This window comes from Streptococcus oralis subsp. dentisani, assembly GCF_002096615.1.
GTDB classification, from domain to species: domain Bacteria; phylum Bacillota; class Bacilli; order Lactobacillales; family Streptococcaceae; genus Streptococcus; species Streptococcus oralis_U.
This window is the reverse complement of the sequence record NZ_NCUX01000030.1, coordinates 80,694-103,778: the sequence shown is the minus strand read 5'-3', so window position 1 is coordinate 103,778 and position 23,085 is coordinate 80,694. Positions and strand designations below refer to the sequence as shown.

23 protein-coding genes and 1 pseudogene are annotated in these 23,085 nt (G+C 41.8%); 19 read left to right on the top strand and 5 right to left on the bottom strand.

All coding sequences use genetic code 11. The features are described 5' to 3' along the window. Nucleotides 1-61 precede the first annotated feature (61 nt). Nucleotides 62-2,368 carry a DNA translocase FtsK gene (locus B7708_RS04005; RefSeq protein ID WP_084974008.1) on the top strand — a complete coding sequence of 769 codons (2,307 nt, stop codon included), beginning with the start codon at nucleotides 62-64 and terminating at the stop codon, nucleotides 2,366-2,368. Nucleotides 2,369-2,412: 44 nt separating this feature from the next. Here B7708_RS04005 and B7708_RS04000 read toward each other — a convergent pair whose 3' ends face one another. Then, nucleotides 2,413-2,838, bottom strand: coding sequence for a DUF6556 family protein (locus B7708_RS04000; protein ID WP_084973927.1), 426 nt, complete (start codon nucleotides 2,836-2,838; stop codon nucleotides 2,413-2,415). Nucleotides 2,839-2,975: 137 nt separating this feature from the next. Between B7708_RS04000 and B7708_RS03995 the strand changes: the two genes are divergently transcribed. From B7708_RS03995 to B7708_RS03950, 10 genes are all read left to right on the top strand, one after another. After that, nucleotides 2,976-4,118, top strand: coding sequence for a cysteine desulfurase family protein (locus B7708_RS03995; RefSeq protein ID WP_084973925.1), 1,143 nt, complete (start codon nucleotides 2,976-2,978; stop codon nucleotides 4,116-4,118). A gap of 8 nt (nucleotides 4,119-4,126) precedes the next feature. Then, on the top strand, nucleotides 4,127-5,341 hold the full coding sequence (gene thiI / locus B7708_RS03990) for a tRNA uracil 4-sulfurtransferase ThiI (RefSeq protein ID WP_084973923.1): 1,215 nt from the start codon (nucleotides 4,127-4,129) through the stop codon (nucleotides 5,339-5,341). Nucleotides 5,342-5,477: 136 nt separating this feature from the next. Beyond that, nucleotides 5,478-6,302: an alpha/beta hydrolase gene (locus B7708_RS03985; protein ID WP_084973922.1), complete on the top strand. Its 825-nt coding sequence runs from the start codon at nucleotides 5,478-5,480 to the stop codon at nucleotides 6,300-6,302. Between the two features lie 20 nt (nucleotides 6,303-6,322). Next, nucleotides 6,323-7,063, top strand: a complete 741-nt coding sequence (locus B7708_RS03980) for an esterase family protein (RefSeq protein ID WP_084933088.1) — start codon at nucleotides 6,323-6,325, stop codon at nucleotides 7,061-7,063. 12 nt (nucleotides 7,064-7,075) lie between these two features. Beyond that, on the top strand, nucleotides 7,076-8,242 hold the full coding sequence (locus tag B7708_RS03975) for an ATP-grasp domain-containing protein (RefSeq protein ID WP_084973920.1): 1,167 nt from the start codon (nucleotides 7,076-7,078) through the stop codon (nucleotides 8,240-8,242). A gap of 157 nt (nucleotides 8,243-8,399) precedes the next feature. Continuing rightward, nucleotides 8,400-9,269 (top strand): aquaglyceroporin Gla, encoded by an 870-nt coding sequence (gene gla / locus B7708_RS03970; RefSeq protein WP_084973918.1) that lies wholly within the window; start codon nucleotides 8,400-8,402, stop codon nucleotides 9,267-9,269. A gap of 123 nt (nucleotides 9,270-9,392) precedes the next feature. After that, entirely contained in the window at nucleotides 9,393-10,118 is a 726-nt protein-coding gene (locus B7708_RS03965) for a CppA N-terminal domain-containing protein (RefSeq protein ID WP_084973916.1), read from the top strand. Beyond that, complete coding sequence (locus B7708_RS03960; RefSeq protein ID WP_084973913.1) at nucleotides 10,115-11,050, top strand: serine hydrolase domain-containing protein; 936 nt, start codon at nucleotides 10,115-10,117, stop codon at nucleotides 11,048-11,050. Before B7708_RS03965 ends, B7708_RS03960 begins: the two co-directional genes overlap by 4 nt. A 9-nt stretch (nucleotides 11,051-11,059) precedes the next feature. Beyond that, entirely contained in the window at nucleotides 11,060-11,971 is a 912-nt protein-coding gene (locus tag B7708_RS03955; protein ID WP_084973911.1) for a DMT family transporter, read from the top strand. Between the two features lie 144 nt (nucleotides 11,972-12,115). Continuing rightward, complete coding sequence (locus B7708_RS03950; protein ID WP_084973909.1) at nucleotides 12,116-12,874, top strand: CPBP family intramembrane glutamic endopeptidase; 759 nt, start codon at nucleotides 12,116-12,118, stop codon at nucleotides 12,872-12,874. Between the two features lie 48 nt (nucleotides 12,875-12,922). On the opposite strand, the gene B7708_RS03945 is transcribed toward B7708_RS03950, so the two are convergent. Both B7708_RS03945 and rsmG read right to left on the bottom strand, forming a co-directional pair. Next, on the bottom strand, nucleotides 12,923-14,206 hold the full coding sequence (locus B7708_RS03945) for a uracil-xanthine permease family protein (RefSeq protein ID WP_084973907.1): 1,284 nt from the start codon (nucleotides 14,204-14,206) through the stop codon (nucleotides 12,923-12,925). A gap of 375 nt (nucleotides 14,207-14,581) precedes the next feature. After that, on the bottom strand, nucleotides 14,582-15,295 hold the full coding sequence (rsmG, locus tag B7708_RS03940) for a 16S rRNA (guanine(527)-N(7))-methyltransferase RsmG (protein ID WP_084863158.1): 714 nt from the start codon (nucleotides 15,293-15,295) through the stop codon (nucleotides 14,582-14,584). 93 nt (nucleotides 15,296-15,388) lie between these two features. Here rsmG and B7708_RS03935 point away from each other — a divergent pair, with 93 nt between their 5' ends. The 4 genes and pseudogenes from B7708_RS03935 to B7708_RS10045 all read left to right on the top strand — a co-directional run. Further along, a complete protein-coding gene (locus tag B7708_RS03935) occupies nucleotides 15,389-15,949 on the top strand; it encodes a LemA family protein (protein ID WP_007521503.1) in 561 nt (186 codons plus the stop codon). 1 nt (nucleotide 15,950) lies between these two features. Continuing rightward, nucleotides 15,951-16,850, top strand: a complete 900-nt coding sequence (gene htpX / locus B7708_RS03930) for a zinc metalloprotease HtpX (RefSeq protein WP_084973905.1) — start codon at nucleotides 15,951-15,953, stop codon at nucleotides 16,848-16,850. A gap of 126 nt (nucleotides 16,851-16,976) precedes the next feature. Continuing rightward, entirely contained in the window at nucleotides 16,977-17,558 is a 582-nt protein-coding gene (locus tag B7708_RS03925; RefSeq protein ID WP_239822459.1) for a CPBP family intramembrane glutamic endopeptidase, read from the top strand. 90 nt (nucleotides 17,559-17,648) lie between these two features. Then, nucleotides 17,649-17,768 (top strand): annotated as a pseudogene (locus tag B7708_RS10045) (zinc metalloprotease HtpX); the annotation flags it as partial. Between the two features lie 44 nt (nucleotides 17,769-17,812). Here the strand turns inward: B7708_RS10045 and B7708_RS03920 are convergent. Next, nucleotides 17,813-19,339 carry an ATP-binding cassette domain-containing protein gene (locus B7708_RS03920; protein ID WP_084973901.1) on the bottom strand — a complete coding sequence of 509 codons (1,527 nt, stop codon included), beginning with the start codon at nucleotides 19,337-19,339 and terminating at the stop codon, nucleotides 17,813-17,815. A 362-nt stretch (nucleotides 19,340-19,701) separates the two neighbouring features. Next, the gene (locus tag B7708_RS09935) at nucleotides 19,702-20,031 is read right to left on the bottom strand and encodes a helicase BlpT (protein ID WP_084974006.1); all 330 of its coding nucleotides are present in this window, start codon (nucleotides 20,029-20,031) and stop codon (nucleotides 19,702-19,704) included. A 167-nt stretch (nucleotides 20,032-20,198) separates the two neighbouring features. Here B7708_RS09935 and B7708_RS03910 point away from each other — a divergent pair, with 167 nt between their 5' ends. The 4 genes from B7708_RS03910 to B7708_RS03895 all read left to right on the top strand — a co-directional run bounded on the left by B7708_RS03910 (nucleotide 20,199) and on the right by B7708_RS03895 (nucleotide 23,047). Then, nucleotides 20,199-20,741 carry a YceD family protein gene (locus B7708_RS03910; protein ID WP_084973899.1) on the top strand — a complete coding sequence of 181 codons (543 nt, stop codon included), beginning with the start codon at nucleotides 20,199-20,201 and terminating at the stop codon, nucleotides 20,739-20,741. Next, nucleotides 20,742-21,371 (top strand): endonuclease III, encoded by a 630-nt coding sequence (nth, locus tag B7708_RS03905; protein WP_084973897.1) that lies wholly within the window; start codon nucleotides 20,742-20,744, stop codon nucleotides 21,369-21,371. Nucleotides 21,372-21,579: 208 nt separating this feature from the next. Then, complete coding sequence (gene pyrR / locus B7708_RS03900; protein WP_061416553.1) at nucleotides 21,580-22,101, top strand: bifunctional pyr operon transcriptional regulator/uracil phosphoribosyltransferase PyrR; 522 nt, start codon at nucleotides 21,580-21,582, stop codon at nucleotides 22,099-22,101. 22 nt (nucleotides 22,102-22,123) lie between these two features. Continuing rightward, nucleotides 22,124-23,047: an aspartate carbamoyltransferase catalytic subunit gene (locus B7708_RS03895; RefSeq protein WP_001293859.1), complete on the top strand. Its 924-nt coding sequence runs from the start codon at nucleotides 22,124-22,126 to the stop codon at nucleotides 23,045-23,047. Nucleotides 23,048-23,085 lie beyond the last annotated feature (38 nt).

Here is a 23,085-nt window from a genome sequence, read left to right as displayed (position 1 = left end):
CAAAAGTGGGCAGTCTTTTTTGATTTCTCTAGAAGTTTCTGAAATATGTTATAATAGAAGAATGGCAAACAAGAATACTACAAAAACAAGACGGAGACCGTCTAAAGCAGAACTCGAAAGAAAACAGGCTATCCAGAGGATGCTGATTTCCTTAGGAATTGCCTTATTGTTAATTATTGCAGCCCTCAAACTTGGTGCGGCGGGTATTACTCTTTATAATCTCATTCGACTGGTGGTCGGAAGTTTGGCCTACGTGGCTATAGGTGCCCTCCTCATCTATCTTTTTCTTTTTAAATGGATACGCAAGAAGGAGGGGCTTCTGTCAGGATTTCTTTGTATCTTTGCTGGCTTGCTCTTGATTTTTGAGGCCTACTTGGTATGGAAATATGGCTTGGAGCAGTCAGTTTTAAAAGGAACCTTGGCTCAAGTTATGACGGACCTGACTGGTATGCGTGTGACGAGCTTTGCTGGTGGAGGCCTGCTTGGTGTTGGACTTTATATCCCCATTGCCTTTCTTTTCTCAAATATCGGATCATACTTTATTGGAGTTCTTTTGATTCTAGTTGGGGCACTCTTGGTTAGTCCTTGGTCTATTTATGATGTTGCAGCCTTTATTGGGGCGCAGTTCAGATCTTTCATGGAAAAACAGGAACAGAGAAAACAAGAACGCTTCATCAAGAGAGAAGAAGAGAAGGCTCGTCAAGAAGCTGAAGAAGCAGCTAGAATCAAGAGAGAACAAGAAGAACAGGATGCATTACCGCTTCCTCCTGTAGATCCTGAAACGGGAGAAATCTTATCTGAAGTACCAGAATATGACTTCCCACCAATTCCTGAGGAAGAATGGATCGAACCGGAGATTATCCTCCCTCAAGCTGATTTTGACGTTCCAGATGTGGAAGAAGACTTTGAGGATGAAGAGGTGCAGGTTGATTTTTCTGCCAAGGAAGCCCTCGAATACAAGCTGCCAAGCTTGCAACTCTTTGCGCCAGATAAACCCAAAGATCAGTCCAAGGAAAAGAAGATTGTTCGAGAAAATATCAAAATCCTAGAAGAAACCTTTGCCAGCTTTGGTATCAAGGTGACGGTGGAACGGGCTGAAATCGGTCCATCTGTTACAAAATATGAAGTCAAGCCAGCAGTCGGTGTACGGGTTAACCGCATTTCCAATCTGGCAGACGACTTAGCGCTAGCTCTAGCAGCTAAGGATGTTCGGATTGAGGCTCCAATACCTGGTAAATCCTTAGTCGGAATTGAGGTACCCAACTCTGAAATTGCGACCGTTTCCTTCCGAGAACTCTGGGAACAGTCTCAAACTAAACCAGAAAATCTCCTCGAAATTCCTCTAGGGAAGGCTGTCAATGGAACGGCTCGAACCTTTGATCTTTCCAAGATGCCCCACCTACTTGTTGCAGGTTCGACGGGATCAGGGAAATCAGTCGCAGTTAATGGTATTATCGCTAGCATTCTGATGAAGGCAAGACCCGACCAGGTCAAGTTTATGATGGTGGATCCTAAGATGGTTGAGTTATCGGTTTACAACGACATTCCTCACCTCTTGATTCCAGTTGTGACCAATCCACGCAAGGCCAGTAAGGCTTTGCAAAAGGTCGTGGATGAAATGGAAAACCGTTATGAACTCTTTGCTAAGGTTGGTGTGCGAAATATCGCTGGCTACAATGCTAAGGTCGAGGAATTTAATAGCCAATCTGAGTACAAACAAGTACCGCTTCCTTTGATTGTTGTCATTGTAGACGAGTTGGCTGACCTCATGATGGTGGCCAGCAAAGAAGTGGAAGATGCCATCATTCGTCTCGGACAGAAGGCGCGTGCTGCAGGGATTCATATGATTCTCGCAACGCAACGCCCATCAGTCGATGTTATCTCTGGTCTCATCAAGGCCAATGTCCCATCTCGTGTAGCTTTTGCAGTTTCATCAGGTACAGATTCACGAACCATCTTGGATGAAAATGGAGCAGAAAAACTGCTTGGTCGAGGAGACATGCTCTTTAAACCAATTGATGAAAATCACCCAGTCCGCCTGCAAGGATCCTTTATCTCGGATGATGATGTCGAACGCATCGTAAACTTTATCAAGGCTCAGGCTGATGCGGACTATGATGAGAGTTTTGACCCAGGTGAGGTTTCTGAAAATGAAGGAGAATTTTCAGATGGTGAAGCTGGTGGCGATCCGCTCTTTGAGGAAGCCAAGGCTCTGGTTATTGAGACGCAGAAAGCCAGTGCTTCCATGATTCAACGTCGTTTGTCAGTTGGATTTAACCGTGCGACCCGCCTGATGGAAGAACTTGAGATGGCAGGTGTTATCGGTCCAGCTGAAGGAACCAAACCGCGAAAAGTATTGCAACAATAAAAAAACAGCTTCTTTCCAAATTTGGAAAGAAGTTATTTTTGTGATTACTGGTTCGTTTTAGTTTCTGAACTCGTCGTATTTGACTGTGTACCGCTATCGCTTGTTTCTTTATTTGTAGCTGGTGTAGAAGAGTCCTGAGTTGTTGTTTTTTGTTCTTCTTTTTTCTCCTCTTTCTTGTTGGATTGAGAAGTTTCTTCTTGCGGGGTATTTTCTTTAGTAGAAGTGTTGTCCTTGTTAGGTGTAGTATTTTCCTGAGGCGATTCCTTTTGAATTTCCTTGACAACAGTTGTTTGGGTTGTCGTCGGTTCTTTTTTGTTGTTTTTATTATTATCCATAGCGTTCATAATGGTGATACTAGCGGTGATCAGACCAAGGATACTACCGATGGTAGCAATCGTTTTTTGAAAGACAGTGAATCCCTTTTTGATGTGTTCTGTTTTTGGTTTTGAAGTTCTACGATAGTTAGACATGATACTCTCCTTTGATTATGATTTATTATACCTCATTTCTTTAAAAAAATCTTAAAAAAAGAGAAACTTCCCTTTCTTGTCGTAAGCTTTGTTTCATGATAAAATAGAAGGAGTGATTTTAGAAAGCGTGAGAAAACATGATCTACTTTGATAATTCAGCGACAACTAAGCCCTATCCTGAAGCTCTTGAGACCTATATGCAGGTCGCTTCAAAAATTGTAGGAAATCCATCTAGTCTCCATCGTTTGGGAGATCAGGCAACACGAATTTTAGATGCTTCCCGTCAGCAAATTGCAGATTTGATTGGCAAGAAGAGTGATGAAATCTTCCTTACCTCTGGTGGAACAGAAGGAGATAACTGGGTCATCAAAGGTGTGGCCTTTGAAAAATCCCAGTTTGGCAAGCACATCATCGTATCAGCCATTGAACATCCAGCAGTCAAGGAATCAGCCCTCTGGCTAAAAGGTCAAGGTTTTGAGGTGGATTTTGCTCCAGTTGATAGCAGAGGGTTTGTGGATGTTGAGGCTCTAGGAGCTTTGATACGACCTGATACGACCCTCGTCTCCATTATGGCAGTAAACAATGAAATTGGGTCTATTCAACCTATTGAAGCTATTTCAGAACTTTTAGCTGATAAACCAACCATTTCCTTCCACGTGGATGCAGTCCAAGCACTTGCTAAGATTCCGACTGAAAAATATCTGACAGATCGAGTGGATTTTGCGACCTTCTCAAGTCATAAGTTTCATGGCGTTCGAGGCGTTGGCTTTGTCTATATCAAGTCTGGTAAGAAAATTACGCCTCTTTTGACAGGTGGTGGTCAAGAGCACGATTATCGCTCAACAACTGAAAATGTGGCAGGAATTGCCGCAACAGCCAAGGCTCTCCGTTTATCTATGGAAAAATTAGATATCTTTGCTAGTAAGACAGGGCAGATGAGATCAGTCATTAGCCAAGCACTTTTGGATTATCCAGATATTCTTATCTTTTCAGATGAGGAAGACTTCGCCCCTCATATTTTGACTTTTGGGATTAAGGGTGTTCGTGGTGAGGTCATTGTTCACGCCTTTGAAGACTATGATATTTTCATTTCCACAACCTCTGCTTGTTCATCTAAGGCAGGAAAACCTGCAGGTACCTTGATTGCCATGGGAGTGGACAAAGATAAAGCCCAGTCAGCTGTGCGTCTAAGCCTAGACCTTGAAAATGATATGAGTCAGGTTGAGCAGTTTTTGACCAAGCTAAAATTAATTTACAATCAAACTAGAAAAGTAAGATAGGAGCATTCATGCAGTATTCAGAAATTATGATTCGCTACGGAGAGTTGTCAACCAAGGGTAAAAACCGTATGCGGTTCATCAATAAACTTCGCAATAATATTTCGGACGTCTTGTCCATCTATCCCCAAGTTAAGGTAACCGCTGATCGCGACCGTGCTCACGCTTATCTCAATGGAGTCGACTATACAGCGGTTGCAGAATCACTCAAACAAGTCTTTGGAATTCAAAACTTTTCTCCTGTGTATAAGATTGAAAAGTCAGTTGTAAGGCTTAAGTCTGCCGTGCAAGAGATTATGAAAGACATCTACAAGGAAGGGATGACCTTTAAGATTTCTAGTAAGCGCAGCGACCACAACTTTGAACTCGACAGTCGTGAACTCAACCAAACGCTTGGTGGTGCTGTTTTCGAAGCTATCCCAACCATTCAAGCCCAGATGAAGAATCCCGATATCAATCTTCAGGTGGAGATTCGTGAGGAAGCAGCTTATCTTTCTTATGAAACTATTAGTGGAGCAGGTGGCTTGCCTGTGGGGACTTCTGGTAAGGGTATGCTCATGTTGTCAGGAGGGATTGATTCACCTGTAGCAGGTTATCTAGCCCTTAAACGTGGGGTGGATATTGAAGCCGTTCACTTTGCCAGCCCACCTTACACAAGTCCTGGAGCTCTCAAAAAAGCCCAAGATTTGACCCGTAAATTGACCAAGTTTGGTGGCAATATCCAATTTATCGAAGTGCCTTTTACTGAGATTCAAGAAGAAATCAAGGCAAAGGCGCCAGAAGCCTATCTCATGACCTTGACGCGTCGCTTTATGATGCGCATTACTGACCGTATCCGTGAGGTGAGAAAGGGTCTAGTCATTATCAATGGGGAGAGTCTAGGTCAAGTAGCCAGCCAGACCTTGGAAAGTATGCAGGCTATCAACGCTGTGACCAACACTCCCATCATCCGCCCTGTGGTCACTATGGACAAGTTGGAAATCATTGACATCGCTCAGGAAATCGATACCTTTGAAATTTCTATCCAGCCGTTTGAGGACTGCTGTACTATTTTTGCGCCTGATCGTCCTAAGACCAATCCTAAGATAGAGAATGCTGAGAAGTATGAAAAATGGATGGATGTTGAAGGTTTGGTTGAGCGAGCAGTGGCTGGAATTATGATCACTAAGATCACGCCTCAGGCTGAAAAAGATGCTGTCGATGAGTTAATTGACAACCTCCTCTAATCAGAAAATCCAGAAGAATTCAGAATATTAAATGAGAAAAGTTAGTTATTTATCCTTAAAATGGACAATTACTGACTTTTTTTCTATTTTTATGGTATAATGAGATAAAATTTTGAATATAGAGAGTTTTCTGACAATGAATCATTCCTACTTTTACTTAAAAATGAAAGAACATAAACTCAAGGTTCCTTATACAGGAAAAGAGCGTCGTGTGCGTGTGCTTCTGCCTAAGGACTACGAGAAAGACACCGACCGTTTTTATCCAGTTGTATACTTTCATGATGGGCAAAATGTCTTTTACAGCAAGGAGTCTTATATCGGGCACTCTTGTAAGATTATTCCAGCCATTAAACGGAATCCTGATATCAGTCGCATGATTGTTGTTGCTATTGACAATGATGGTATGGGACGGATGAATGAGTATGCGGCTTGGAAGTTTCAAGAATCTCCTATCCCAGGGCAGCAGTTTGGCGGTAAGGGTGTGGAGTATGCCGAGTTTGTCATGGAGGTGGTCAAGCCTTTTATCGATGAAACCTATCGTACCAAAGCTGATCGCCAGCATACTGCTATGATTGGTTCGTCACTAGGAGGCAATATTACTCAGTTTATCGGACTGGAATACCAAGATCGAATTGGTTGCCTAGGTGTATTTTCATCTGCTAACTGGCTCCACCAAGAGGCCTTTAACCGCTACATCGAGCGTAAGAAATTGTCGCCTGAACAGCGCATTTTTATCTATGTAGGGACAGAAGAAGCAGACGATACGGACAAGACCCTAATGGCTGGCAATATCAAGCAAGCCTATATCGACTCGTCGCTTCGCTATTACCATGATTTGATTGCAGGTGGAGTAGGCTTGGATAATCTTGTCTTGAAAGTTCAGTCTGGAGCCATCCATAGTGAGATTCCATGGTCGGAAAATTTACCAGACTGTCTCCGATTTTTTGCAGAGAAATGGTAAGTTAAGAAAGGAGAAAGCCAATGCATATTGAAAACCTCAGCCACTGGAGTGGCAATCTTAATCGTGAAATGTACCTCAACCGTTATGGGCATGCTGGGATTCCAGTTGTGGTTTTTGCTTCATCTGGAGGTAGTCACAACGAATACTATGATTTTGGCATGATCGACGCCTGTGCTTCCTTTATCGAGGAAGGGTGTGTCCAGTTCTTTACTCTCTCCAGTGTTGACAGTGAGAGCTGGCTGGCTACTTGGAAAAATGGTCATGACCAGGCGGAGATGCATCGTGCCTACGAACGCTATGTGATTGAGGAGGCCATTCCTTTTATCAAGCATAAGACAGGTTGGTTTGATGGCATGATGACGACAGGTTGCTCAATGGGTGCCTACCATGCACTCAACTTTTTCCTCCAGCATCCAGATGTCTTTACCAAGGTGATTGCTCTCAGCGGTGTTTACGACGCGCGTTTCTTTGTCGGCGATTACTACAATGATGATGCTATTTACCAAAATTCGCCAGTAGATTATATCTGGAATCAGAATGACGGCTGGTTTATCGATCGTTACCGTCAGGCGGAGATTGTCGTTTGTACGGGACTTGGTGCCTGGGAACAAGACGGTCTACCATCTTTCTACAAGCTCAAAGAAGCCTTTGACCAGAAACAAATTCCAGCCTGGTTTGCTGAATGGGGACACGATGTCGCCCACGACTGGGAATGGTGGCGTAAACAAATGCCTTATTTTCTTGGACACCTGTATCTATAAAAGGAGTTGCCTATGAATTACCTTGTTATTTCTCCCTACTATCCGCAAAACTTTCAACAGTTTACCATCGAGTTAGCCAATAAAGGCATCACAGTCTTGGGAATTGGTCAGGAGCCTTACGAACAACTAGATGAACCTTTGCGCAATAGCTTGACCGAGTATTTCCGTGTGGACAATCTTGAGAACATAGACGAAGTCAAACGTGCAGTAGCCTTCCTTTTCTACAAGCATGGTCCAATCGACCGCATCGAGTCCCACAATGAATACTGGCTTGAGCTAGACGCAGCCCTTCGTGAGCAATTTAATGTCTTTGGTGCCAAACCAGAGGATCTCAAAAAGACCAAGTTTAAGTCTGAAATGAAGAAACTTTTCAAAAAAGCAGGTGTCCCTGTGGTACCTGGAGCTGTTATCCAGACAGAAGCAGATGTGGATAAAGCTGTGAAAGAAATCGGTCTACCAATGATTGCCAAACCTGATAATGGAGTGGGAGCGGCAGCCACCTTTAAGTTGGAAAGTCAGGAAGATGTGGACCGGTTCAAGAAAGAATGGGATCATTCGACCGTTTATTTCTTTGAGAAATTTGTTACTTCTAGCGAAATCTGTACCTTTGACGGGCTTGTGGACAAGGATGGCAATATCGTCTTTTCAACGACTTTTGATTATGCCCATACACCACTTGATCTCATGATTTATAAGATGGACAATTCCTACTATGTTCTCAAGGATATGGATCCCAAACTACGCAAGTATGGTGAGGCTATAGTCAAGGAATTTGGAATGAGAGAACGCTTTTTCCATATCGAGTTTTTCCGTGACGGGGACGACTACATTGCCATTGAGTACAATAATCGTCCTGCAGGTGGTTTTACCATTGATGTTTATAACTTTGCTCATTCCTTGGACCTCTACCGAGGCTATGCGACTATTGTCGCGGGTGAAGAGTTTTCTACATCAGAGTTTGAGCCCCAGTATTGTTTGGCTACATCACGTCGTGCAAATGCTAACTATGTTTATTCAGAAGAGGACTTGCTTGCCAAATACAGTCAGCAATTTAAGGTCAAGAAAATCATGCCAGCAGCCTTTGCAGAGCTGCAAGGTGACTACCTTTATATGCTGACCACTCCGAGCCGCCAAGAGATGGAGCAGATGATTGCAGATTTTGGTCAGCGTCAAGAGTAATGAAAAGGATGAAAGGAGTTTGACTTCTTTTGTCCTTTTCTTAAAGATAAGTTAAATAAAGCGTTTTCCAGAGATTCTTTTAGAAAATCGGTTGCGAAAAGGCCTAAAAATTGATAGAATAAGGATTGTCTAAAAAAAATTAAGGAGAATCTATCAAATGGATTTTACATGGGCTATTAAATATGCCACTGAATTTTTGGGAACTGCTATTTTGATCATTCTTGGAAATGGTGCAGTTGCCAACGTTGAACTTAAAGGTACGAAAGGTCACCAAAGTGGCTGGCTCGTTATCGCTGTTGGTTACGGTATGGGGGTTATGATCCCAGCCTTGATGTTCGGTAACGTTTCTGGTAACCACATCAACCCAGCTTTCACTCTTGGACTTGCTGTTAGCGGACTTTTCTCTTGGGATCAAGTACCATTTTACATTCTTGCGCAAGTTTTAGGAGCAATTTTTGGTCAAGCTTTGGTTGTAGCGACTCACCGTCCATACTACTTGAAAACAGAAAACCCAAACAATATCTTGGGTACCTTCTCAACGATTTCAAGCATCGACCACGGTACAAAAGAATCACGTTTCGCAGCAACGGTTAATGGTTTCCTAAATGAGTTTGTAGGTTCATTTGTTCTTTTCTTTGCAGCGCTTGGTTTGACTAAAAACTTTTTCGGTGCTGAGGTTCTTCAATACATGAAACAAATGGCTACTCAGGCTGGTCAAACTGTTGATTTAAGTGAATTAGCAGTGAAAGCTCAAGTAGCACCACATACAGCTGCTGGACTCTCAGTTGCTCACTTGGCACTTGGATTCCTCGTGATGGCCTTGGTAACTTCACTTGGCGGACCTACTGGACCTGGTTTGAACCCAGCTCGTGACTTCGGACCACGTCTTCTTCACGAACTCCTTCCAAAATCAGTTCTTGGTCAACACAAGGGTGATTCAAAATGGTGGTATGCATGGGTTCCAGTTGTAGCACCAATCGCAGCTGGTATTGCAGCAGTAGCAGTCTTTAAACTACTTTACCTATAATAAAATGAAACTGGGGAATCCCAGTTTTTTTATCGGAAATTTTTGTAAAAAATTCTAGAATTTAAGTGGAATAGCTTGTAAAAAATCCTAAAATCCTTTAAAATAAAAGAGTTGGAGGAAGCTATGAATGCAAATCAAATGATACAAATTATTCCGACTTTGAAGGTCAATAACCGAAAATTAAACGAAATATTTTACATTGAAACTCTTGGGATGAAGCCCTTATTAGAAGAATCTGCTTTCCTTTCACTTGGTGACCAATCAGGTGTTGAGAAGTTGATTCTCGAAGAGGCTCCCAGTATGCGAACTCGGAGAGTTGAAGGGCTTAAGAAACTAGCTAGACTCTTGATCAAATTAGAAAATCCTTCAGAAATAGAGGCTCTTCTCTATCAGATGGAGTCTCTTCCTCGCCTGTTTAAAGGAAGCCGTGGTTATGCTTTTGAGATTGTTTCTCCTGAACAGGATGTGATTCTTGTTCATGCGGAAAATGATATAAGAGATTTGGTTCCACTGAAAACTGTTCCTGATTTTTCTTCAAATAAAAGTATAAAATACTTGAGTCAATTTGAGATTTCTATGGAGTTGCGTCTGCCTGAGGGGACGGAGAGTATACTCGATCCTGAAAAAGTGGGGACAGTTATCACCTTTACGGAAGGGCAAGGTCCAGATTTAGCTGTTGAAAACAACGTCACTTGGGACTTGACGATGCTGAAATTTTTGGTAAAGGATCTAGATTTAACTAGTCTTCGTCAGAAATTTGAAAAGACAAGCTATTTTGTTCCCAAGTCTGAAAAATTCTTCCTTGGTAAAGACAACAATAATATCGAATTGTGGTTTGAAGAAGCATGAAGTGGGAAAAAATTCTAAGAAAAATAGAAAATCAAATCGAGGCAGGGGTCTATCCCGGGGCCTCTTTTGCGTATTTTAAGGACGGAGAATGGAGAGAATCTTACCTAGGCTTGAGTGATCCTGAGAGAGGTTTGAAAACAGAGTCAGGGCTAGTCTATGACCTAGCCAGTGTGAGTAAGGTTGTGGGAGTAGGGACAGTTCTTACCTTCTTGTGGCAGCAGGGCAAATTAGATATTGATCGACCAGTGACGGATTTTTTAGTTGAGTGTGATTACCCAGATATTACTATACGGCAACTTCTGACCCATGCTACAGACTTAGATCCCTTTATTCCTAACAGAGACCAGTTAAGCGCTGAGGAATTGAGAGAAGCTATGTTTCACCTCAACAGACGAAGTCAGCCTGCTTTTCTATACTCGGACGTTCATTTTTTACTCTTGGGCTTTCTTTTGGAAAAAATCTTTAACCAAGACTTGGATCAGATTATAGAAGAACAAGTTTTGAAACCATGGGGGATGAAGGAAACGATGTTTGGTCCCGTTGAGGTTGCTGTACCAACAGTGAGAGGAGTAGAGGCAGGTATTGTTCATGATCCTAAGGCTCGTCTTTTAGGAAAACACGCTGGAAGTGCAGGCTTATTTTCAACTGTTAAGGATTTGCAAATCTTTCTGGAACATTACTTGAAAGATGATTTTGCTGCAGATTTGAGCCACAATTTTTCTCCCTTAGATGATAAGGAGCGTTCGCTAGCCTGGAATCTGGAGGGGGCTTGGCTAGACCATACGGGCTATACAGGTACCTTCATCATGTGGAACCGAGAGAAGCAGGAAGCCGCTATCTTTTTATCCAATCGAACGTATGAGAAGGATGAGCGTGCCCAGTGGATAATCGATCGAAACCAAGTCATGGATATGATTCGTAGGGGAGAGTAGGGAGAAAGCATGTCAAAAACCGTAAAAGGAACTCTATATACAGTAGTGGCAGGGATTGCTTGGGGCTTGTCTGGAACCAGTGGCCAATACCTGATGGCACATGGGATTTCCGCTCTAGTCTTGACCAATCTGCGACTTATCATTGCAGGATTAGCTCTGGTGTTTTTAACCTATGCGACTGCAAAGGATAAACTCTTTGCTTTTTTAAAAGACAGAAAAAGCCTTTTATCTCTGCTGTTGTTTGCCTTGTTTGGACTTTTCTTAAACCAGTTTGCCTATCTTTCTGCCATTCAGGAAACCAATGCTGGAACGGCTACGGTTCTCCAGTATGTATGTCCTGTTGGGATCTTGATTTATACCTGTATCAAGGACAAGGTGGCGCCTACTCTGGCTGAGATTATTTCGATTGGTTTAGCAATTGGAGGAACTTTTCTTATCGCGACGCATGGGGAACTTGACCAGTTGTCTGTCACACCTGCCGGTCTTTTCTGGGGACTCTTTTCTGCCTTGACCTATGCCCTTTATATCATTCTTCCTATTACTTTGATTAAGAAATGGGGAAGTATGTTGGTGATTGGTGTGGGCATGGTTATTTCTGGAGTGGTGGCTCTTCCCTTCACAGGGGTTTTGCAGGTCAGTATACCGACCAGCTTGGATTTTCTTTTTGCATTTGTTTGCATTATCATCATTGGCACGGTCTTTGCCTATACAGCTTTTCTAAAGGGAGCTAGTTTGATAGGCCCTGTTAAGTCTAGTTTATTGGCTTCCATAGAGCCCATCTCTGCTGTTTTCTTTGCTTTTCTGATTATGAAGGAGCAATTCTATGCGATTGACTTTGTCGGTATGGCTATGATTTTACTTGCGGTAACCATCATTTCTTTGAAAGATTTGTTGATAGAAAACAAACGGAAGGTTGAATGAGAAACTAGTTACTCGTAAAAAGTGGTTGTTTTGAATATCCTATCGAAATACTGATCAAGGATAAGGAATGGGAGTGGAATTTTATAGAATTTTAAGTTTCTTTTCTTACAATAAACCAATCTTTAACTGCTAGAAGGAGGAGATATGAAAATTTTACAAAGCATTCACCCAACTAAGCCCCTGCGCTACTTGAGATGGTTTGACATTTTGATTATCACAGTTCTAATGTTTGGCCTGTTTATCATTCGTTCAACGGAGCTCTTTTTAGCAAGTATGTTTCCTACAGGTTTGTCAACTACAATGAATACGGCAAGTGATACTGTCGGCGAAGGAGCGGCCTATTCGAGCAACTTCACTCTGCAAGTGATATTTCTGACCTTGGCCTTGCTTTACCTTTTGATTCGGAATTATGATTTCAATCAGCTTCCTATTCGTTGGACCTGGTCCCTTCTCTTTTGGGTTCCATTTATATTTGCCATTGTGGGATTGTTTGGAGACTTGGTGACGACACTAACTGGTGAATACAATTACTTAAATCCAGCTCTTTTTGCCCACATAGATCCCATGGAAGTTATACGGAAGTTCCTAGCGCTTAGTCCGATGGCAATTGCCTATGCCTTGCTAAATGGCTTCTATGAAGAGTTTTTCTTTCTAGGGTTGTTGACCTCAGTGAAAGAAAAGCACAAGTGGCGGGTTTTGTTTTATTCTACCCTCATTCGGATTTCTTTTCACACTTATCAAGGATTAGTATGGGCGCTGGTTATTGGTGTAGTTTATGGCTTATTCTATTATTTTTTGTACAAATATAAGGTGAAAAATCTCCTCCCGTTCTTTCTCATGCATGCTCTGGCAGACATGTTTGGATCTAGTCTCATGTATCTCCTGATTGCCTGGGGAAGGTAAGAATCAGAAAAATCCACTCAACTGAGTGGATTTTGTGTGTATAGATGACTAGTCTTTATTTTCGTGTGGTAAGATTAGGTTCAAGATAATTCCTGTCATAGCTGATAGAGCAGTACCTGAAAGCGTAACTGGTCCTACTTTGAGGATGGCACCACCAAGTCCGAGTACCAACATAGCACTAGCAATGATGAGGTTACGCATTTGACTGAAGTCAACGCGTTCCTTGATCAAGACTTTCAAACCGTTGCTGGCGATAACTCCGTAGAGAAGGATGGACATTCCACCAAGTACAGCACTAGGGATTGTTGAGATCAAGGCAGTGAATTTACCAAGGAAACTAAGAGCGATGGCAATAAAGGCAGCGTTACGGATAACTGAGACAGAAGCGATACGGGTCATCCCGATAACTCCTGTATTTTCACCGTAAGTCGTATTAGCTGGTCCACCGAGGAAAGCAGATACAGATGTTGCAATACCGTCACCGAGAAGTGTACGGTGAAGACCTGGTTCTTTCAGGAACTGACGCCCACAGATTTGGCTTAGGACTGTATGGTCACCGATGTGCTCAGAAATTGTTACGATAGCGATTGGCAAGATGGCGATTGTTTCAGGACCGAAGTAGAGGTTATACTCTTTGAAGGCTCCGCCTGTACTAAATGGTAAGTAGAAACCAGGGATTTCAAACCAGTTAGCTTCTAGGACTGGTGTAAAGTCAACCAAGCCAAGAGTTAGTGCGAAGAGGTAACCACCGATAATGGCAAAGAGGAAGGGAATGATTCGTAGGAAGCCTTTTCCTTTAGTATTGATAAAGGCAGCAATCAAGAAAGTAACAACTGCTACAAGAGCATTTTTCCAATTTCCGTCCGCTACAAGTCCAGCGTTAGTAACTGCTGAACCTGCAAGTCCGAGACCGATAACGATGATCATAGGACCGATAATGATTGGTGGCAAGAGTTTATCAATCCATTTTGTACCTGCAAAACGAACACCAGCAGCAACAAGGACGTAGACCAAACCAGTCAAGATCACCCCTGTTTGGGCAGCAGATACATCCCCACCCATTTCTTTCATAGCCAGTGACATAGCTGTGATAAAGGCAAATGAAGAACCTAGATAAACTGGAACTTTAAACCCAGTTGAAATCATGTAGATGAGTGTTCCAACACCTGAAGCAAAAAGGGCAACAGATACAGGCATTCCCAAAATTAAGGGAACGAGGATGGTTGCACCAAACATGGCAAAAACGTGCTGGAAGCTGAGGAGAATACCTTTACCAGCAGAAGGACGTTGATCAACGTCTAGTAACAAATCAACAGTTGATTCTTGTTTCATATAAACCTCACTTTTGGGCATCAAAAAAGAGCCCATTATTTTACAGCAATAGGCCCTCAGAGTAAGACTTTTTAAAAAATAGCTATCTTTTAAAAATTTATATAAATCTACGCCTTCGTCACCTCACAGGATGACATTAAAAACCTTTGCTTAGGATAGTATAGCAGAAAAAATTCGTTTTGTAAACGAATTTTTCCAGAGCCTAGAAATAAAAGAGCGAGGCTGATTTTGTAAATCATTTTTTCCCGATCCTAGAAATAAGAAAGCGAGGAATAATTTTGTAAATCATTTTTTCCCGAGCCTAGAAATGAGGGGAGGTATGATTTTGTAAATCATTTTTACTCAACTTTAAACAAGGGTGCGCTATTGATAGGATTAAAGCGGGCGTTTGTTGGGCATGCCAGCCTTACGTGGATATTTATTTGGTGTTTCCTTTTTCTTTTCTACCACTGTGATGTAGCGCGGATCTCCATTTGGTAGGGCGTAGCTGAGATTGTCTTCAACTTTACTAAAAAGGAGATTGAGGGCATTCTTAGCTTCTAACAATTCCTCAGGCGCATTGCTGGCCTTGAGTGCCAATAGTTTGCCACCAACTTTAAGGTAAGGGATGGTCAATTCAGACAAGACCTGCATGCGGGCAACCGCACGAGCTGTTACAAAATCATATTGAGCACGGAAGTTCTTGTCTTGAGCGAAATCTTCGGCACGGCCATGGTAAAAATGTACACCGTCCAAATCCAGCTCCTGAGCCAAAAGCTGAAGGAAGTTGATGCGCTTATTTAGAGAATCAATGATGGTCACATCTAGCTGAGGATAGAGAATTTTCATCGGCAGACTAGGAAATCCTGCCCCAGCTCCGATATCAAGCAGTTTGATATTTTCATTGGGAATCAAGCCTTGTAGAATGGGTGCAATCGAATCATAAAAATGTTTGAGATAAACTTCTTCCTTGTCTGTAATAGCGGTCAAATTAATCTTTTCATTCCACTCGACCAAGAGTTCAAAATAACGTTCAAATTGTTTTTTTTGCTGGTCCGAAAGTGGAAGATTTTGCTCGGCAAGCAGGTTGTAAAATGTTTCTGGTTTCATAGTTATTTCCTTCTTTAGTATCATCTTATTTTACCACAATCATTAAAAATTTGATATACTGGTAGTAATCTAAAAGCAGAAAGGAATAAGATTATGACTTGGATTATTCTTGGAGTTTTGGCTCTGATTGTTATTTTTGTGATTGTTAGCTATAACGGTTTGGTTAGAAATCGTATGCAAACCAAGGAGGCTTGGAGCCAGATCGATGTTCAGTTGAAGCGTCGTAATGATCTCCTCCCAAACTTGATTGAAACAGTCAAAGGCTATGCGAAATATGAAGGTTCTACCTTGGAAAAAGTAACAGAACTTCGTAGACAAGTAGCCGCAGCAACCTCACCAGCTGAGGCGATGAAGGCCAGTGATGCCCTTACCCGCCAGATTTCTGGTATCTTTGCAGTCGCAGAGAATTACCCAGACTTGAAAGCTAGCGCTAACTTTATCAAATTACAAGAAGAGTTGACCAATACAGAAAATAAAATTTCTTATTCACGCCAACTCTACAACAGTGTTGTCAGCAACTACAATGTAAAACTAGAAAGCTTTCCAAGTAACATCATCGCAGGCCTATTTGGCTTTAAAGCAGCAGACTTCCTTCAAACACCTGAAGAAGAAAAAGCAGTTCCTAAAGTTGACTTTAGCGGTTTAGGTGACTAAGATGTTGTTTGATCAAATTGCGAGCAATAAACGAAAAACATGGATTTTGTTGCTGGTTTTCTTCCTACTCTTGACCTTGGTTGGTTATGCGGTTGGCTATCTCTTCATGCGCTCAGGTCTTGGGGGCATGATCATAGCTCTAATCGTCGGTTTTGTCTATGCCTTAACCATGATCTTTCAATCAACAGAGATTGTCATGTCTATGAATGGGGCGCGTGAGGTTGATGAGCAAACGGCACCAGACCTCTACCATGTAGTAGAAGATATGGCCATGGTCGCTCAGATCCCCATGCCACGTGTTTTCATCATTGAGGATTCTTCTTTAAATGCCTTTGCGACAGGATCCAATCCGCAAAATGCGGCAGTTGCGGCCACTTCGGGTCTCCTAGCCATCATGAATCGTGAGGAGTTAGAATCGGTCATGGGGCATGAAGTCAGTCATATCCGGAACTACGATATTCGCATTTCGACCATTGCTGTTGCCCTTGCTAGTGCCATTACTCTTTTATCTAGTATGGCTGGTCGGATGATGTGGTGGGGTGGCGCAGACCGCAGACGGAATGATAATGATCGTGACGGAAATGGTTTGGAGATTATCATGCTTGTCATCTCTCTCTTAGCCATTGTTTTGGCTCCCTTAGCAGCAACCTTAGTGCAATTAGCCATTTCCCGTCAGAGGGAATTTTTGGCGGATGCATCCAGTGTGGAGCTGACTCGCAATCCTCAAGGGATGATCAATGCCTTGCACAAGTTGGACAATAGCGAGCCAATGCATCACCATGTCGATGATGCCAGCAGTGCTCTGTACATCAATGATCCTAAGAAAGGTGGCGGACTCCAAAAACTATTTTACACCCACCCACCTATCTCAGATCGAATTGAACGTTTAAAACATATGTAAAAAGAATCCAGAGATCGGCTCTGGATTTTTGCTTTTATTATCTCGCTTTTAACTTGTTATCTCACAGAAAAATAGTATAATATATGTAATTCTATATAATTGAGGTGAATGATGTATAAGCGCTGGATGACGTTTTTCTTGATTTTGATTTTTATGCCGATTCATTTGAGTATAGCAGAGAAAATCATGCGAATAAGTTCATTAACGCTATCAATCCTTTTTACCCTTGTGGAACTTGCAATATTTTTATATGTAGGAAAAAAGTATGACTTGTTTCACATTCGGAAAATCTACCTAAAAGATATCTTAAAATGTTTTCTTTCATACGCCTTGCTTTTCCTGTTTTATATTTTGGTCAATTTTTTAGGCCCTACCCAATCAGACACAACTCAAACTGCGCAAAGTTTATCACTTTCATGGTCTGTACTTTTTGTGGATCTTTGTGTTTTGGCACCTGTCACGGAAGAAATCTTTATGCGAGGTATGTTACAGGGGATAGTATTTAAGAATACATATTTTGGCTTGTTTGCCACATCGCTTCTTTTTGCTTATCTGCATGGACCCTATACTATTCCTAGCTTTATCACCTATTTAGGTATGGGATTTGCATTTGGGGTAAGGTATGAGACTTCTGACAACCTATGGAATTCCATTCTTTTGCATGTCCTTAATAATCTGGTTGCGTTTTGCTTTTTGTATATGAGATGATGCCATATTAGAGTGCTTTGAATTGTAAAATAGTAAAAAAGATTTTTAAGCTTATACAATATAAACAAAAGTCAGACCATAATCTGTCAGATCGACGATGCCAACAGAGCTCTTTATATCGATGATCCCAAGAAAGGTGGGGGACTTCAAAAACTATTTTACACCCATCCACCTATCTCAGAGCGAATCGAACGCTTGAAACAAATGTAAAAAGAATCCAGAGATCGGCTCTGGATTTTTGCTATGTTCAACATTTATAAATCTTGTAAAGCGACGACTTCCAAACCATTTTCTGACAAACGATAGAGACTCGTACAGACCTCTTTTAAGAAGCGTCTGTCATGCGAAACAGTTATCAGACCGCCTGAATAGGAGGCAAAGAGTTTTCTGATTTCGGGTTGAGAAGTGGGAGAAAAATTACGTGTAGGCTCATCTAGAAGGAGAAAGTTTGGTTTGCGCAACACTAAATCCAAAAGTAGGAGTTTACCTTGTTGCCCACCAGATAGGGAGCGGATTTGGTGCTGCATCTCTGGATAACTGAAATTGAGACTGGCTAAGTGAGATTGGATTTTCTGTAGTTCCTCTTTTTCCCCAGTTTGGCTGAGATAGGCTACTGGAGATAGATCCAATTCCAGTTTTTTGTGGTAATCTTGTGGCATAAAACCAAGAGAAATTTCTCTTTTGTCGCTTAGGAGTTGTTGCAACTTGGCTAACAAAGTCGATTTTCCAACACCATTTGGCCCGATGATACCGATTTTATCTTGGCCACGGACAGTTAGTTGTAACACCTGAGCTAAAATGCGTTCGCCAATGGACAAATTTTCCTTTTCCAGTTGGACTAAGACTTTAGAAGCCGCTAATGGTTGTATATCTGAGAAGAAGAGTTGGATTTGTTCCTCTTCAAGTGGCCTTTGTGTCATCGACTGAGCTGCCTTTTCGTAGCGTTTTTCTTGAGAAAGGACATTTTTCATCTTTTTAGCCAATAGGCGCCCAGCAACATCATTTTTAGTGTTACGTAAGGCAGTTTCTACATTTTGCTTAACTCTGCGATGCTTTTCCATGCTTTTATCATAGGCTCTCTGGTCGTTAGCAGCTTGCTGACTTTGTCTTGCAAAACTAACCTTTCTCTGCTCACTATAGCGATCATAGTCTAAATGTTCGACTAGCGTTTCTGCTTCTTTCCGATGCTTGACCAGTCGCAAGTGGACAATAGTATCTGCCGTTTGAGAAAGAAAGTCTTCATCATGGGAAATGAAAATAACAGTTTGCCTAATCTTTCGAATCTGACCTTTTAGCCAATCAACTGTCTCAAGGTCTAGGTCATTTGAAGGTTCATCTAAAAATAGAATCTCAAAGGGCTTGGCTAACTCATGGATGAGCTGAATTTTCAAAGCTTCTCCCCCTGATAGGCTACCAATTTCTTGGTCGCTAGCAAAACGGTCGCTATCAAAGTGCAACTCATCCGCCAAACGATAAAGAATGCTGTAGTCTAAATCAGCAGAATCCAAAAAGAAGTAGTCGTGTAGAGATCTTTTTTTCAGGATTTCAGGGAGTTTTTGAGGAATGTAGGCCAGTGATTGAAGGTCAGACTGGATGTCACCCCTGATAGTAAAATCAGGTAATGCTTCCCCCATTAAAGCTCGTAGTAAAGTCGATTTACCGTTTCCTTCTTCACCAATAATAGCAACCTTTCCCCCGTCTTGGATAGTCATGGTTAGGTCAGATACAAGATCTCGTAGATCTTTGTTTTGCGTGATAGTTAGATGATTGATGTTTATCATATTGTTGCCCTTTCTAGAATGTCAATAGTGCATAACAAAAAGCTCTACTTTATCTAGTAGAGCCCAAAGTCACTGTCAAAACTCTATTATCCTCGTTGAAAAACTCGTCAAACTAGCTTGGAGCTTCCTAACCCAACCCAAGAGAAGCATAGCTTTCTAGTTTTTCGATTTTCAATGAGGACAAGATACTAGAAAACCTAGTATAAAAAGAGCACACAAAAAGAGACAAAAACAAGATCTACTAAATAAAGTTCTTTATTTGATAGATTAGTTGTTCATGTCTCCCTTACCTCCGAGTATTAGTACCTCTATCCTATACCTTTCAGGAAATTTTGTCAACAGAAAACAAGTAATTTCAAGCTCTAAAATCCGAAAACAGGCCCATAGAGAGTTAGCACGTGTTTGACATGTTCGTAGTGGAACTTGTCATAGTTGCGCCAAGCAGCACGAGCTTGATCATTTAGTTTTAGGCTCCCTAGTCCAATCAGAAGACTGGTACGTTGGTAAAATTTCTCAAGATTGATTAAGATACTGTTGTCCAGCTTTTCTGCTTTTTTTAGTTCCTTAAGAGTGGTGTTCAGCAGCTCTTGCAGTCGAAGATCATCAGCTGTTCCTTGTTTACAGCTTTGGTAGCTTTTATTTAACTCGGAAAGGAGTCTATAAGCTTCAGTGATGAGTGATTTGTCTTCTATATGAGCATCCTCCTTGCTCTGATGTATTCTTGCCTATAGTATAGCACTAATAGGAAAGTTTGTCATAGTAAATATGTTAAAAATGAGATTTTAATATCAAAGTTTGGAAAGCTGACTTATAGCCTTTTCATGGTATAATCAAGTGAGTACATCTTTATGGAGGAAATATGAAGTTAAACATTCAAGAAATTCGTAAGCAGCCTGAAGGCCTACACTTTGAACAAACTTTAGACCTTGTCGCAGACTTGCGTAAACGTAATCAAGAAATTTTAGATGTCAAAGATATCCTAGCAGTGGGAAAGGTCCAGTACGAAGATCGTCTGTATTTCTTAGACTATCAGCTATCTTATACCATTGTTCTTGCTTCCAGCCGCAGTATGGAGCCAGTTGAGTTGGCAGAGTCTTATCCAGTAACAGAGGTCTTCATGGAAGGAGCAACCAATCAACTGGATCAAGAAGTTCTAGATGATGACTTGGTCTTGCCTATCGAAAATGGGGAAATCGACCTTGCTGAGAGCGTAGCAGATAATATCTTGCTCAATATCCCAATCAAGGTCTTGACGGCAGAAGAAGAGGCGGGCCAAGGTTTTGTGTCAGGAAATGACTGGCAAATCATGACTGAAGACGAATATCAAGCTCAACAAGCAGTCAAGAAAGAAGAAAACAGTCCATTTGCTGGCTTGCAAGGACTGTTTGATGGAGACGAGTAGATGGTTTTATCCAAGAAACGTGCCCGTCATGTCATTGAGGAAATAATTGCCCTCTTCCCAGACGCCAAACCCAGCCTTGATTTTACCAATCATTTTGAACTACTGGTTGCGGTGATGTTGTCAGCTCAGACAACAGATGCTGCAGTCAACAAGGCTACGCCAGCCCTCTTTGCAGCTTTTCCAACGCCTCAAGCCATGTCTGTCGCGACTGAAAGTGAAATTGCCTCACACATTTCCCGCCTAGGACTTTATCGAAATAAGGCCAAGTTTCTAAAAAAATGTGCCCAACAGCTACTAGATGATTTTGATGGTAAAGTCCCTCAGACTCGCGAGGAATTAGAAAGTCTAGCAGGTGTTGGACGTAAAACAGCCAATGTAGTTATGAGTGTGGGCTTTGGAATTCCAGCCTTTGCAGTGGATACCCATGTTGAACGTATCTGCAAGCACCATGATATTGTTAAAAAATCGGCCACACCTCTCGAAGTAGAAAAACGTGTCATGGATATTCTGCCACCAGAGAAATGGTTGGCAGCCCATCAAGCCATGATTTACTTTGGACGGGCCATCTGTCATCCAAAGAACCCAGAATGCGATCACTATCCCCAATTATATGATTTTAGTTCGTTATAAGATAAAAATTTTATTTTTTTTTCTTGCATTGATCCATTCTTTGTGATATAGTAGTAACAATAAAATATTCCTTTAAACCTGTCCCGTGAGGCAGGCAAGGAGTCGGATCAATAGATAGCAGAAGTCTATACTCTTTACAGTAGGGCTGGCTTGGCTATACATTCTGAAGTCTCCTTGTTAAGGAGACTTTTCTTTTTGGAGGTTTGTCATGAGGACAAAAGAAGTTGTAGACGAATTGACCGTCAAACGAGCGATTACTCGGATTACCTACGAGATTATTGAGCGAAACAAAGATTTGAATAAAATCGTTTTGGCTGGTATTAAAACGCGAGGTGTTTTTATCGCTCGTCGTATCCAAGAACGCTTGGAACAGTTAGAAAATATCGCTGTTCCAGTGGTAGAACTAGATACTAAACCTTTCCGTGACGATGTCAAAAGTGGAGAAGATACCTCTGTAATCTCTGTTGATGTGACAGATCGGGAAGTCATCTTGGTGGACGATGTACTCTACACTGGTCGGACTATCCGAGCTGCTATTGACAATATTGTTAGCCATGGTCGCCCTGCTCGTGTGAGTTTGGCAGTCTTGGTTGATCGTGGTCATAGAGAACTTCCAATCCGTCCGGACTATGTTGGAAAAAACATCCCAACCAGTCGTTCTGAAGAAATTATCGTAGAGATGACAGAACTAGATGGACAAGACAGAGTACTAATCACAGAACAAGCCTAAAACACTAAAAGGAGTAAAAAAAATGTCAGAAAATCAACAAGCTTTGCAACATGTCGTTTCTATGGAAGACCTTACTGTAGAACAAGTAATGAAATTGATCAAACGAGGAATCGAATTTAAAAACGGAGCGAGTGCTTCTTATGAGGAACAGCATATCGTTTCCAACCTTTTCTTTGAAAGTTCAACTCGTACCCACAAATCCTTTGAGGTAGCAGAACTGAAACTTGGACTTGATCTTTTGGATTTCGATGTGAAGACCAGTTCAGTGAATAAGGGTGAAACACTCTATGACACGATCTTGACGCTTTCTGCACTAGGAGTGGATGCCTGTGTCATTCGTCACCCAGAGGTGGACTACTACAGAGAATTGATTGCTAGCCCGACCATCACAACTTCGATTATCAATGGTGGGGACGGTTCAGGGCAACACCCTAGCCAAAGTTTGCTTGATTTGATGACAATTTATGAAGAATTTGGACATTTTGAAGGTCTTAAGGTGGCTATCGCTGGCGACCTCAACCACTCACGGGTAGCTAAGTCTAATATGCAAATCCTTAAACGCTTGGGAGCGGAGCTTTACTTTGCAGGTCCTGAGGAATGGAGAAGTGAGGAGTTTGAACATTACGGTCGCTTTGTATCAATTGATGAGGTGATTGATCAAGTAGATGTTATGATGTTTCTTCGTGTGCAGCATGAACGTCATGAAATTGTGACAGGATTTTCAAAAGAAGACTATCATAACCAGCATGGTTTGACACAAGAACGCTATGACCGCTTGAAAGAAAAAGCAATCCTTATGCACCCAGCTCCAGTCAATCGTGATGTGGAAATCGCTGATCACTTGGTAGAAGCACCGAAATCACGTATTGTTCAGCAAATGACCAACGGTGTCTTTGTCAGAATGGCAATTTTAGAATCTGTGCTGGCCTATAGAAAAGCAAAATAAGGCACAAAGCGTTAAAAGATGTCTGAGAGCATCAACGA